This is a genomic window from Streptomyces sp. NPDC049837, assembly GCF_040674455.1.
GTDB lineage: Bacteria > Actinomycetota > Actinomycetes > Streptomycetales > Streptomycetaceae > Streptomyces.
Map to the genome: position 1 here is coordinate 49,230 of NZ_JBFAMP010000020.1, position 11,116 is coordinate 60,345.

The 11,116-nt window shown below is 69.8% G+C and carries 14 protein-coding genes and 2 pseudogenes; 8 read left to right on the forward strand and 8 right to left on the reverse strand.

What is annotated here, in order from left to right; translation table 11 throughout:
* Positions 1-25: 25 nt before the first annotated feature.
* Positions 26-868 carry an alpha/beta hydrolase gene (locus tag AB0J57_RS33840; RefSeq protein WP_366132238.1) on the forward strand — a complete coding sequence of 281 codons (843 nt, stop codon included), beginning with the start codon at positions 26-28 and terminating at the stop codon, positions 866-868.
* Positions 869-986: 118 nt separating this feature from the next.
* Here AB0J57_RS33840 and AB0J57_RS33845 read toward each other — a convergent pair whose 3' ends face one another.
* The gene (locus AB0J57_RS33845) at positions 987-1,739 is read right to left on the reverse strand and encodes a hypothetical protein (RefSeq protein WP_366132239.1); all 753 of its coding nucleotides are present in this window, start codon (positions 1,737-1,739) and stop codon (positions 987-989) included.
* Positions 1,740-1,960: 221 nt separating this feature from the next.
* On the opposite strand from AB0J57_RS33845, the gene AB0J57_RS33850 reads away from it, so the two are divergent.
* The 3 genes from AB0J57_RS33850 (at position 1,961) to AB0J57_RS33860 (ending at position 3,128) form a co-directional block, all read left to right on the forward strand.
* Positions 1,961-2,422 (forward strand): DUF2199 domain-containing protein, encoded by a 462-nt coding sequence (locus AB0J57_RS33850; protein ID WP_366132253.1) that lies wholly within the window; start codon positions 1,961-1,963, stop codon positions 2,420-2,422.
* A gap of 24 nt (positions 2,423-2,446) precedes the next feature.
* Positions 2,447-2,707 (forward strand): hypothetical protein, encoded by a 261-nt coding sequence (locus tag AB0J57_RS33855; RefSeq protein ID WP_366132240.1) that lies wholly within the window; start codon positions 2,447-2,449, stop codon positions 2,705-2,707.
* Between the two features lie 193 nt (positions 2,708-2,900).
* A complete protein-coding gene (locus AB0J57_RS33860; protein ID WP_366132241.1) occupies positions 2,901-3,128 on the forward strand; it encodes a hypothetical protein in 228 nt (75 codons plus the stop codon).
* A gap of 28 nt (positions 3,129-3,156) precedes the next feature.
* Here the strand turns inward: AB0J57_RS33860 and AB0J57_RS33865 are convergent, their stop codons facing one another.
* The gene (locus AB0J57_RS33865; RefSeq protein WP_366132243.1) at positions 3,157-4,395 is read right to left on the reverse strand and encodes an FAD-dependent monooxygenase; all 1,239 of its coding nucleotides are present in this window, start codon (positions 4,393-4,395) and stop codon (positions 3,157-3,159) included.
* Between the two features lie 97 nt (positions 4,396-4,492).
* Here AB0J57_RS33865 and AB0J57_RS33870 point away from each other — a divergent pair, with 97 nt between their 5' ends.
* Positions 4,493-5,509, forward strand: coding sequence for a WYL domain-containing protein (locus AB0J57_RS33870; protein WP_366132244.1), 1,017 nt, complete (start codon positions 4,493-4,495; stop codon positions 5,507-5,509).
* Positions 5,510-5,526: 17 nt separating this feature from the next.
* Here the strand turns inward: AB0J57_RS33870 and AB0J57_RS33875 are convergent.
* Positions 5,527-5,858 (reverse strand): annotated as a pseudogene (locus AB0J57_RS33875) (hypothetical protein); the annotation flags it as partial.
* 110 nt (positions 5,859-5,968) lie between these two features.
* Here AB0J57_RS33875 and AB0J57_RS33880 point away from each other — a divergent pair.
* Positions 5,969-6,151: pseudogene (locus AB0J57_RS33880) on the forward strand (transposase); the annotation flags it as partial.
* 136 nt (positions 6,152-6,287) lie between these two features.
* On the opposite strand, the gene AB0J57_RS33885 reads toward AB0J57_RS33880, so the two are convergent.
* The 4 genes from AB0J57_RS33885 to AB0J57_RS33900 form a co-directional block, all read right to left on the reverse strand.
* Positions 6,288-6,659 (reverse strand): MerR family transcriptional regulator, encoded by a 372-nt coding sequence (locus AB0J57_RS33885; protein WP_366132245.1) that lies wholly within the window; start codon positions 6,657-6,659, stop codon positions 6,288-6,290.
* A 26-nt stretch (positions 6,660-6,685) separates the two neighbouring features.
* Positions 6,686-7,453: an SDR family oxidoreductase gene (locus AB0J57_RS33890; RefSeq protein WP_366132246.1), complete on the reverse strand. Its 768-nt coding sequence runs from the start codon at positions 7,451-7,453 to the stop codon at positions 6,686-6,688.
* A gap of 100 nt (positions 7,454-7,553) precedes the next feature.
* Positions 7,554-8,144, reverse strand: a complete 591-nt coding sequence (locus AB0J57_RS33895; protein ID WP_366132247.1) for a hypothetical protein — start codon at positions 8,142-8,144, stop codon at positions 7,554-7,556.
* A 2-nt stretch (positions 8,145-8,146) separates the two neighbouring features.
* Positions 8,147-8,719, reverse strand: coding sequence for a hypothetical protein (locus AB0J57_RS33900; RefSeq protein WP_366132248.1), 573 nt, complete (start codon positions 8,717-8,719; stop codon positions 8,147-8,149).
* 234 nt (positions 8,720-8,953) lie between these two features.
* Between AB0J57_RS33900 and AB0J57_RS33905 the strand changes: the two genes are divergently transcribed.
* Both AB0J57_RS33905 and AB0J57_RS33910 read left to right on the forward strand, forming a co-directional pair.
* Entirely contained in the window at positions 8,954-9,982 is a 1,029-nt protein-coding gene (locus AB0J57_RS33905; protein ID WP_366132249.1) for a histidine kinase, read from the forward strand.
* Positions 9,979-10,632, forward strand: a complete 654-nt coding sequence (locus AB0J57_RS33910; RefSeq protein WP_366132250.1) for a response regulator transcription factor — start codon at positions 9,979-9,981, stop codon at positions 10,630-10,632. Before AB0J57_RS33905 ends, AB0J57_RS33910 begins: the two co-directional genes overlap by 4 nt.
* A gap of 92 nt (positions 10,633-10,724) precedes the next feature.
* Here the strand turns inward: AB0J57_RS33910 and AB0J57_RS33915 are convergent.
* Positions 10,725-11,116, reverse strand: a 392-nt coding sequence (locus AB0J57_RS33915) for a TetR-like C-terminal domain-containing protein (protein ID WP_366132251.1), incomplete at its 5' end; no start/stop codon positions are given.

Genomic DNA, 11,116 nt, shown 5'->3' on the forward strand with positions numbered 1-11,116 from the left:
CCTACGACGTCCTGAGGGTGATCCGATGACCACTGTCAACGCCAATGAGATCGCCTTGGGCATCGAGTCGTTCGGTGACGAGGACGCGCCACTGGTCCTGCTCGCGGGCGGGACGACGATGCTTTCCTGGCCCGATGCGCTGTGCGAGCGCCTCGCCGCCGGAGGGCGCCGTGTGGTGCGCTATGACCTGCGCGACAGCGGGGAGTCGACGACGACGGATCCGGAGGCGCCCGCCTACACCCTGCGCGGCCTCGCCGCCGACGCTGCGGCCCTTGCTGACGCGCTCGGCGGGGGGCCTGCGCACCTCGCGGGGATCGGCGTCGGCGGGATGGTCGCCCAGGTGGCCGTGCTCGACCATCCGGGCGCGTTCTCGGCGCTCACCCTGGTCGGCACCCGCGCGGTTGCCCCTGGTCCGCCCGACGATGACCTCCCCGACCATGACCAGGCGACGATGAGCCGGCTGTTCGCGCGTCCGATGCCCGATTGGACTGACCGCGAGGCGGTTGCGGAGTTCGCCGCCGCCGGCGCGGAAATCCTCGGCGACGACCCCGTCGCCGCACGCGCGATCGCTGCGCGCATCTGGGACCGCACGCCTGGCACCGCACCCCCGGTCCAGATGGCCAACCAGATGGGCATGGTGTTTTCCAGGCTCGACTGCAAACCCCGCTGGCGCGAGCGCCTGACCGAGATCAAGGTCCCCACGCTCGTTGTCCACGGCCGCCGCAACCGGTTCTTCCCCGTCGGCAACGGCGAGGCGATCGCGCGCGAGATCCCCGGGGCACGGCTGCTGGTCCTCAAGGAGGCCGCCACTGCGATCCCCGATGCGGCAGTCGGCGAGGTCACCGAGGCGATGCTCACACTCGGATAGAGGACGGCGGAAAGCAGGACCGTCATCTCTCCCCTCACCGCCGCTGCCCGCCACTTTGCCCAGGAAGTTCCTGACCGAATCCAGACAAATTGCCGTGCGCGTCGAAGCGGTAGCCGAATCATCCCAGCGCGTTAGGCCAGTTGGCACTGATCTGAGCAGCCACTGAGAAGTCTGCTTCGCAGTCCGGGCAGGTCGCATCGCCGAAGACGTAGGTCAACATGTGGGCGACCTCTTCCTGACCGTCGGCGAGCGCGACGTCGTGGAGACGGCGACCGACGCCGGTCAGGCCGGTGGGGTCGGCGGGGCGCAGAGGCTTCATCTCCACGTCGTCGTCCGACAGCGCGTAATCACCACTGGTTGAAAAGAACCCACGCTCACCGAGGACAATGAACAGGCCCGCTGCACAGCCAGGGCAGGAGACCTCGTACTCCTCGTTCGTGAGCCCCCACGCCAAGTCCTCGCTCCAGCCGGTGACGCCCTCCAAGCTCAGTACGTCTTCCAGAAGGTAGGCGTACTCACTGCGATCGGCAGCCGTCCGAAGGTGCTCATTCGCCAGCGAAAGCAAGATCGCCACGTGGGCCGACTGCTTCGCGCGGACATCGCCGGCCCCATGCGGCTGGTCGGCACCCGCCATGATCGCGCCCGCCAGGTTCAGCGCACGAAGTGCTTGCTCGCGGTCGGCCGTGCTGGCTACGCCGACCAGCCAGGGCAGTGCTGCGAAGCTGGCCGAGTACACACTGCCCTGATGGCACAGGGCCGACCAGAGGTCATTCCAGCGCTCCGAGGTCGGATCCGATGCGATCCGCTCCAGCAGAGCAGGTATGTCCTCCGCAGAGCCGTACGCATGGCCGAGCCTCGACCAATCCGTCATACGGGAATCCAACCAGGCTCACAGAAAGCGAAGCCCAGCGCCGTCTCCCTCAATCTGATCAACTGCTGGCCAGGGCACTCCGGCGCCCGTCTGCACTGCGGCAGGGTCACGACCGGCGGCCCGGACGCGGCGGCCTCCTGGGCCCGACTACGATCCCGGCCATGACCAGCGATCTCGGTTTCACGTGCTCCTGCTGCGGGGCGCAGCACCCGGAGCTCCCGATGAGCTACTCAACCACCGCCCCTTACGTGTGGGATGAGAGCTTCTCGGATCGTTCGGACAGCCTGCTCAGCTCGGACCAGTGCGTCATCCAGGCCCAGCACTACTTCGTCAAGGGCTTGATCGAGATACCGGTCATTGGCAGCGACGACGTGTTCTCTTGGGCGGTCTGGGTTTCATTGAGCCGTGAGAACTTCGCTCGCGCCGCGGACAGATGGGACACCCCGGGCCGCGAAGCCGAGAAGCCGTACTTCGGCTGGCTGAGCACCGATCTCTCCCTTTACTCACCCACCACCATCAACCTGAAGACCCACATCCATACCCGCCCAGTCGGCCAGCGTCCTCTCATCGAGCTGGAGCCCACAGACCACCCCCTCGCGGTCGAACAACGAACCGGTATCACCCTGGACCGGGTCCGCGAGATCGCCGAAGCCGTTCTCCACCCCACCGCCGACAACGCCTGATCCAGACGGCGCGAGGAGGACCTGATGAAGCAGCTTTCGGAGATGAGTGAACGCGAGTACTTCGCCTGTGTCGGCCGGCGGCCGGGCATGTTCGTCGGAGGAACGTCCTTCCACGCGCTGACCGCATTCGTCACCGGCTACGACCAGCACGCGATCCGCCACGGCGCCCCCGGACTCGCCGGCTGGCATGAGTGGCTCGTCACTCGACGAGGCGAGGACTGCAATCACGCCTGGCCTGGCCAGGTTTTGCACATCGCGCTCCCTGGCGGCTGGGACAGCCAGTGAGAACTACCGCCCGAGGACGATAGGCACGCGATCACCGTCCTCTTCCAGCTCCTGGACGAGTTCGCCGCCGAACAGGAAGCCACGAAGACGACCTCCACGAACCAGGTCGGTTGAGACGAAGGCGCCGGCCCTGTCTCAATATTTCGCTGGTTCACCGCACCGAGACAGGACACCCCGAGACCCTGCCAGGGCGATGTCCGGCAGCCGTACGGCGGAGGAGACACGGGACAAACGCGAGGGGAAGGGCAGCAGCTCTGCCATTCTCTGGGACTTCGCCCGGCTGCCCCGGCTCAGGCACCGCAGCCTCAACGTGCTGGGCCGGTGCAGCTTCACCGCGTCCGTCCCGAGTGAGGGCCTGCGGTCTGTGCGTGACCCGGAGGCGGTAGAGCTGCACGACGATGACGACGGCGGCGAGGACTGAGCCGCGCGGCTTGCACCGACACTCGTCGTCAATGACGCAGCCGGGCGACTGCAGCCAGGGTCGGGGTAATCACGGCGGTAGCGGCGGCGCCGAGTGTGGTGTCGGTGGCCAGGACCAAGCGGACCGTTCTCATGGCCAGGGTGAGGATCTCGCTGCCGCGCCGGCGCATGCCCGCCTCGAATCGGTTCACGGCCTCGGTCAACGTGGTACCGCCGTCAGTGACGTCGCCCAGGTGCTGAAGCAGCGAGGCAGCATCGCGGATGGCCGCGCCGGCCCCCATTCCGGCAGTGGGTGGTGTGGCGTGGACGGCATCACCGAGCGCGGTGATACGGCCTGTGGGCCATGGTGCGAGATCGCCGGCTCGGGTCGAGGCGGCGTTGAAGCGGTACGCGGCCAGGCTGTGCGGGTCGGCGCGGGCGATGACCTCAAGGGTGTGCTCGGCCCAGCCCCGCTCGCGGAAATGTCTCACGAGCTCGGCCTGCAACGCGCCGTCGTGCAGGTCGCGCAGGGAGTCGGTCGCGGCGGATTCGGGGAACATGGCGCCCCAGATGTAGGTGGGGCCGGTGGTGAGGGACATCCTCAGTTCGGGCGCGTCGAGCGCGGCGTTGCCAACCGGGTCGAGGAAGCCGACGTAGAGTGCCGCCCCGCGCGGGCCGATCGCCAGCCCTGATCGTGGCCCGAGCCGTTGCTGTTCACTGGGGCTCAGGTCGGTGCGCAGCGTGCGGCCGGAGAACCCGATGATGCCGGCCGGGCTGTTTGTCGGGCCTCCCGCCAGGTGTTGGGCAACCAGGGAGTGGGTACCGTCCGCGCCCACCACCAGATCCGCCGAGACATCTGTGGCGTCGGTGAACAGCACTCGGGGCGCACCGTCGTCGCCTTGGCCGACGCCGGACACGGTCCGCCCCAAATGCAGGTCGTCGCCGGCCGCCTCGGCCAACAGCATGCGCAGGGTGATCCGGTCGATGTCGACGCCGGCAGCGCCGCTGAGATCCGGCCCGCGGCCGAGTAGCCGGCCGCGACGGTCCCAGAACGCCTCGCGGTCGCGCAGCCGCAGCGCCGAGGCCGACGCCAGCAGCCGCCGCATGATCTGCGGCGCCACCAACTCCCGCAGCGCTGACTGGGCCCGCTCGTCCAGGGTGATGTGGTAACCGCCTGTCGCCGCCACGTCGGTGTCGCGGTCGAACACCGCCACCTCGTACCCCCGGCGGCGCAATCCCGCCCCCAGCGCGAGTCCACCGATCCCGCCGCCGACCACGACAACACGCATACCGAACCGTCCTCTTCCGCCACTGCTTGCCTCAACGGGACCCCACCGTGACACCGGTAGTGGACACCGAGTGGCCACCACCGGTCATGATGGGACGATGGCGAGCACCTCACGACGGGCACTGCGGCTCCTGTCCCTCTTCGGATCGCGCCAACTGTGGCCACTGCGCGAGCTCGCCACCAGGCTCGGAGTCAGTGAGCGCACTGCCCGCCGGGACATCGAGACGCTGCGCCGGCTCGGATACCCGATCACCACCGTCCACGGGCCCGATGGCGGATACCGGCTCGGCGCAGGGCACCCCCTCCCGCCACTCGTGTTCGACCACGATCAGGCCCTCGCGGTCGCGGTGGCCCTGCAGACCGCGCCCAGCACGGTGTTCGGCCTGGGAGACGACGCGGCGCGGACGCTGGTCACCCTGGAACAGGCCATGCCCGCGGCGTTACGGGCATCCCTGAAGTCCCTACGTTTGACCAGGCTGCACAACTACTGGGAGTTCCTCGCGCCCCCCATCGACCCGACCACGCTCACCGCCGTGGGATCCGCGGTGCGCCACCGCCACGTCCTCGTCACCGAAACCCTCCGTGCCGATGGCTCACGCCCCGAAGCCGGCGACGACGACTTCCTGCCCGCCCGCCGCATCGAGCCCCACCATCTGGTCGTCTGGGCCGGCCGGTGGTACCTGGTCGCCTACGACCTCGAAGACGACCAGTGGCGAGTGCACCGTGTCGACCGGCTCCGCCCCCGCCCCACGACACATCCCTTCAGCGCACGCGAGCTCCCCCACGGCGACCTCGCCCGCTTCGTCATGAGCAGTCACGACCGCGGCGACACCCTCGCCGCCTGGCAGTGCACCGGCACCGCGCGACTCAACCTGCCGGCCGACGTCGTCGCCCGCTGGGCGCCTGGTGGCTCGGTCGTCGAACACCTCGACACCGAGCACTGCCGGCTCACCCTGGGCGCCTGGTCCTGGGCCGGCGTCGCCGGAATCCTCGCCACCTTCGACACCGAACTCACCGACCTCCACCCGCCCCAACTCGCACAGGCATGCCGACGCATTGCCCGCCGATTGGCCACCAGTGCGGACACCGAAAGAGAACGTGGCCATCTCTCCTAAGCCTGTTCTTTAACCTTTCAGCCGTTGTAGGGCGATGAGGGTCTTCTCGCGGCGGACGGTTTGCCCATGTCGTAGCGGGGTGCCCGGCGTCTGTTCGCGGTGCCGGGTGGTCGTCCGGGGCCGAGCCGGTGGGGTTTCGGTGCTCTGGCGGGACAGGGCATGTGCTGGCGGAGGTTCCGAAATGGCCGCCGGACTCGCGCGGGTATGAGCCGGTTCGGGGTGGTCGGCTTCTCCGCAGGTGTGCTCAACCCCCCCAGCCGGATCAACGTGCCTTCCACCAGGGGGGTTCGCCCTGGTGGTCCAGCCAGGCGGCCCGGTGGGTCAGACGCGGGTGCACCCGGTCCCACGCCTGGGTGACGGCCTTGCCGTAATTGGCGGTGGCCGTGCGGATGGTGACGGTGGGCTCGGGGCATGTCTCGGGTTTGGCGCAGCGGGAACTCCGGCACGGTTGGTCCCGCCGCTCCGGAACAACCGCAGGGCGGGGGACGGCGCCGGCGCGGTGACCGCGAGGTGTTGGCCGCGATCATCTTCGTGGCCACCTCGGGATGCACCTGGAACCAACTGCCTCCGGGCTTCGGGCTGCCGGGGGTGACCGCCTTTCGCCGGTTCACCGAGTGGACCGAGGCCCGCGTGTGGGCCAAGCACACGTTCCCATGCGCAGGCCTCGGGCCGCATCACTCGCTCAGGTGACCTTCGACGCGGCCGGTGGCCACCGTGAATGGCCGTTGGGAGCGGTAGCGACGCTGGGTTCATCCGGCTGATGCGACGAGGCGGGCGGTCAGGCCACTGGACGGATTGCGGCCCCGGTTGCCCGTTGCAAGGCGGCTTCCAGCCGGTCGCGGGCCTCGGTCTGGGCGGCGATCCGTTGGTTGAGGACCGCCAGCCGCTCCGCTGCGACCTGGAGGCCCTTGTCCGAGGGCGGCGCCGCAGCCACATCCCCATCCAGGCACGGCAGGAACACCCGTACGTCGTCCAGAGTGAGCCCGGCGGCCAGCAGGTGGCGGATGTTGCGGACTCGCACCACGGCCCGCTCGGCGTAGACGCGGTAGCCGTTGGAGGCCCGCTCGGACGAGATCAGTCCAGCCTGCTCGTAGTGCCGCAGCGCGCGAGCGGTCGTCCCAGTTACCTTGGCCAGCTCACCGATCCGCACTCGTCCCACCTCCCGGGTCACTCCTATCACGCCACGACCGCTCCGCCGTCGACCGGGAGCACCACTCCGGTGACGAACGATGCGCCCGGAGCGGCGAGCTGGGTGATCGCCCAGGCCACCTCCTCGGGGCGACCGATCCGGGCCAGGGGGGTGTGGGCCAGTTGCCACTCCCGCACTGCGGCCATCCGCTCCGGCGTCAGGCCCTGGTGCTCGCCGATGGGGGTGTCGATCGCGCCGGGGGCGACTGCCACCACCCGCACCCCGCGGGGGGCGAGCTCGACCGCCCAACTGCGGGTCAGCAGCTCCAGAGCGGTCTTGGTCGCCGCATAGACCGAGCTGCCCGGCCAGGCCCGCTGCCCCACCGACGTACTGACATTGACGATCACCCCACCCGACGCCTCCAGGAGCGGCAGCGCGGCCTGGGCCAGCAGTGTGGGGGCGATGAGGTTGGTGGCGAGCTGAGTCTCGATCATCTCCGGCGTCAGTGTGCCGAGGGCGCCACTGCGCACGATGCCGGCGTTGTTGACCAGCACGTCCAGCCGGCCGTGTGCCTCCAGCACGGCCTGGAGAATCCGGTCGGGCTCTCCCTCGGCGGTGATATCGGCGGTCAGCGGTGTGATCCGGTCGTTCCCGGCGGCGGTCTCCTTGAGCGGCTCGACTCGCCGCCCGATCGCGACTACGTGGGCGCCCTCGGCGGCGAAGGCGCGGGCGGTGGCCCGGCCGATCCCGGTGCCGGCTCCGGTGATGGCGACGATCCTGCTGGACTGCGGTGCGGTGCTGTTCATGCCGGTCATCGTGCAACCCTGCCGTCAGCGGCAAGGTCAAACAGCGCTTGACGGGCGGTAGTCACCGCTGGTGGGCGCCGGGAACGTCATGTCCGGCAGCGTTTCGGTATCAGTGCTGGTCCTGGTGCAGTCGGCCGGCCCGATGACGTCGTAGCCAGTAGTGCCCGGTCACGACCGCGAGCAGTGGCCCCCAGGCCACCAGGGGCAGATAGCAGACGGTCATGATCCAGTAGGCGATGCCGTCCGGTGAGTCCGGGTGGCCCATGGTGTCCGGGGCGTCCCAGCCGAACGCGCCCGTCAGGCAGAGGACGGTGAGTGCGGTCGCCCCCAGCCCGGCTGGGATCACGGCCACCGCCGTCGGCACGTGCCGACCGCCGATGAGCGGGATCCAGCGGGGGAAGACCTCGCCCCAGCGCTGGACCAGGCCGAGTGCCAGCAGCCCGAGGGCCTCGGCGAACAGGGTCAGGGCGATCATGTAGAGCGAGAACGAGCTGCCGAAGGCGACCGTGGCCATCGGATTGTCGCCTGTGAAGCCCACCGGGATACCCAGCGCCGCCGCGATCCGCCACAGGCCGCTGGGCAGCGGGGTGAGCGCGGTGAGGTGCGCGAGCCGGACCACCCAGCGGGGCGGAAGGGCTGTCGCCGTGGTCACCGTTCTCGCCACGGTCGTCGTGCTCGCCGTCGCCGTCATGGTGGTCATAGCTAGCGCTCCGTGCCGGGGGTGGGCGGGAGGACGTGCCGCACCGTGAAGTCGCCGCTCTTGACGGTCTCGTACGGCGCGGCGCTCAGGCACTGGGGCACGTTCATCGTCGGAATTTCGCCGACCGCCCAGCTGTAACCGACCTGGTCGCGCTTGCCGTTGTCGTACACGGTGAAGCCGACCCGCTTGCCGATGACCCGGCCGTCGGGGTGGTCGGAGCGCGTGATGATCCCGGTGGCGGTAGCGACGGGGCCGCCCGTCAGGAGGCAGTCGATCCGGCCTTCGAAGGTAGCGCCTCGTTCGCCGTCGGGGGAGTGGTGGCTGAAGCGGAAGGTGCCGCGTGAGGTGCCGCCGACGTCGGTGGGGGCGAAGCCGTGGGCGTCGAAGGAGAAGGCCACGCGTTCGCCGTGCTTTCCCCGGTCCATCGTGGCGGAGCCGGTGAGGCTGGACTCCTTGGCCTTCTGGAGTTTCGTGGACTCCGTGGTGGGTGTGCCGGCGGTGGCGGTCCCCGCGAGCAGTCCGAGCGTCACCGCCGTGGCGAGCGCGCCACCCACCGTCGTCCTTACGTATCGCATGCTGAACGTCCTTTGTCCTGACGCCTGTTGGGCTTATGGCCCCGTTGACGTGATCAGCTTCCGGGGCGGGGCGGCTCCGCGACCATCGGTCGACCGGCAGATCTCCGGGCGTACGGAAGGTCCTGCCTCTGCCGATCGGCAGAGGCAGTGCCCGGATCCTGGTCCATAAGCTGGACTCCGGCGGACCCGGCGGACCCGGCGGACCCGGTCGGACCTGTGGGGAGGGAATTGGTGATGAGAGGCGGCCCGGTGGTCGTGGTGGTAGGCGCCTGGTCGGGGCGGGCGGCCGCGGTGGCCGCGGCCGTACTGATCGCTGTCACCTTCATATGGGCCCCGGGCGCCACGCAGGACGAGTCCGTTCCGCTCCTCGCGGCGGCGACGGCGCTCGTGGTGCTGCAGGCAGCCGCGTTCCGGTGGGCGCCGCGCCGGGAGGCAGCCGTGGGCGTCGGCCTTGCGGCGGTGGCGCTCACGCTGTGGCCCCAGCCGCTGGTGCCGGCCGCGTCGATCTACGAACGGGTCGGCATGGGCGCCTTCTGGTTCCTGCCCACCCTGGGGGCAGCCTTCGTGGGCGGATACCCCCGGCTGATGGAACGCCGCAGGCGCCAGGCCGTCCGGGAAGCCCGCTACAGCCAGCAGCTCGAACTCGCCCACGACCTCCATGACTTCGTCGCCCACGACATCAGCGGCATCGTGGCACAGGCACAAGCCGCCCGCTTCGTGGCCGAACAGCGTCCGGAGGCGGTGGCCGGGGCACTGGAACGGATCGAGCGGGCCGGCCTCGCGGCGCTGGCCTCGATCGACCGTACGGTCCACATGCTGCGCGAGTCGGGCCACGAGACCGTCGGCACGTCCCTCCCAGGCACGGGCCAACTCGCCGAACTCGTCAGGCGGTTCGACGAGACCGGCCGCACTCGGGCCCGCATCGACATCGCCCCAGGAGTGGAGGCCGCCCTGTCCCGCGAGGCCGCCGCCACGGTCCACCGCGTCGTGACGGAGGCACTCACGAACGTCCGCCGCCACGCCCCCGACGCAACCGGCGTCGAGGTGGCCCTCATGCTCGCCGACAAGACCGTCCGGCTGAGCGTCACCAATGACACCGGCCGCATCCATGCCCGTACGCGCGAGCATGGGGGGACCGGCGGGACGGGGCTTCTCGCCCTCACCGAACGCGTCCGTGCCATGAACGGGACCCTCCACACCACCCGGCGCGACGGCACCTGGTGCCTCACCGTCACCCTCCCCGCCACTGGAGACACTGCATGACGACGACCCGCATCCTGATCGCCGACGACCAGGAGGACATCCGCAGTGGCTTCCGGCTGATACTCGACTCACAGCCCGACATGACCGTGGTCGGCGAGGCCGCGGACGGCGCCACCGCCGTCGGCCTCGCCCGTACCCTGCGCCCCGACGTCGTCCTCGCCGACATCCGGATGCCATGCCTCGACGGCCTCGAGGTCACCCGCCAACTCGCCGCGACCACCCGGGTCGTGGTCGTCACCACCTTCGACCTCGACGCATACGTACACACCGCACTACGCCACGGCGCCTGCGGCTTCCTGCTCAAGCGCTCGGGCCCCACGCTGCTGATCGAGGCGGTGCGCGCGGCGATGGCCGGCGACACCCTGATCAGCCCCCAGATCACCGTCCGCCTCCTCCAGCACATCACCTCACCACCCCAATCCACCCCGGCCCCGGACCCGCTGACGAGCCGCGAACGGGAGATCACCCTTCTGGTCGCACAGGGCCTGACGAACGCGGAGATCGGGGCGCGGCTTTTCGTCACGGCCGGCACGGTGAAGACCCATCTCGCCAATATCCAGGGGAAACTGGGGGCCCGGAACCGGGTCGGCATCGCCGCCTGGGCATGGGAATCGGGCCTCACGGCACGGAGTGCGGCCGACCGCCGATAGGGCCCGAAATACTACCCTGACCAGGGGCGTTGCCGTTGGTGGGCAGGGGTGGGGCTGGGGGGTGTTGGCTGGGTGTCTGCTGGGGTGGTGTGTCAGGGGATGGTGAGTCGGTCCACTAGCAGCTCCAGTCTTGGCTCGGTGTCCTCGGGTAGTAGGCGGCCTGTTCGGGTGAGGGTGGCGAGGCCGTGTAGGGCGGCCCAGAACACTTCGGTGAACATTCCCGGGTGGGTGCTGTCGCCGGCGACTTCGGTGAGGCATTCGAGTAGGGCGGTGAAGGCGTCCTTCAGTGGTTCGGGGGTGTCCTTCTGTGCGTAGGGCAGGCCGCCGTCGAGTTGGAACATGGCGTCGTAGACGGCGGGGTTGTGTTCGGCGAAGTCGAGGTAGGTGCGGGCGAGGGCGGTGACCCGGTCGCGTGGGCTGTCTGCGGCGGCGGTCGCGGCCCGCACGGCGGTGGCCATCTCTGTGGCGCCTTGGAGGGCGACGG

Coding starts and splice junctions, on each gene's coding strand:
- AB0J57_RS33890 (WP_366132246.1), bottom strand. CDS start 7,453: ATGACCGGCATGAACAGCACCGCACCGCAGTCCAGCAGGATCGTCGCC.
- AB0J57_RS33865 (WP_366132243.1), bottom strand. CDS start 4,395: ATGCGTGTTGTCGTGGTCGGCGGCGGGATCGGTGGACTCGCGCTGGGG.
- AB0J57_RS33895 (WP_366132247.1), bottom strand. CDS start 8,144: ATGACCACCATGACGGCGACGGCGAGCACGACGACCGTGGCGAGAACG.
- AB0J57_RS33870 (WP_366132244.1), top strand. CDS start 4,493: ATGGCGAGCACCTCACGACGGGCACTGCGGCTCCTGTCCCTCTTCGGA.
- AB0J57_RS33845 (WP_366132239.1), bottom strand. CDS start 1,739: ATGACGGATTGGTCGAGGCTCGGCCATGCGTACGGCTCTGCGGAGGAC.
- AB0J57_RS33910 (WP_366132250.1), top strand. CDS start 9,979: ATGACGACGACCCGCATCCTGATCGCCGACGACCAGGAGGACATCCGC.
- AB0J57_RS33905 (WP_366132249.1), top strand. CDS start 8,954: ATGAGAGGCGGCCCGGTGGTCGTGGTGGTAGGCGCCTGGTCGGGGCGG.
- AB0J57_RS33840 (WP_366132238.1), top strand. CDS start 26: ATGACCACTGTCAACGCCAATGAGATCGCCTTGGGCATCGAGTCGTTC.
- AB0J57_RS33855 (WP_366132240.1), top strand. CDS start 2,447: ATGAAGCAGCTTTCGGAGATGAGTGAACGCGAGTACTTCGCCTGTGTC.
- AB0J57_RS33860 (WP_366132241.1), top strand. CDS start 2,901: ATGTCCGGCAGCCGTACGGCGGAGGAGACACGGGACAAACGCGAGGGG.
- AB0J57_RS33850 (WP_366132253.1), top strand. CDS start 1,961: ATGAGCTACTCAACCACCGCCCCTTACGTGTGGGATGAGAGCTTCTCG.
- AB0J57_RS33900 (WP_366132248.1), bottom strand. CDS start 8,719: ATGCGATACGTAAGGACGACGGTGGGTGGCGCGCTCGCCACGGCGGTG.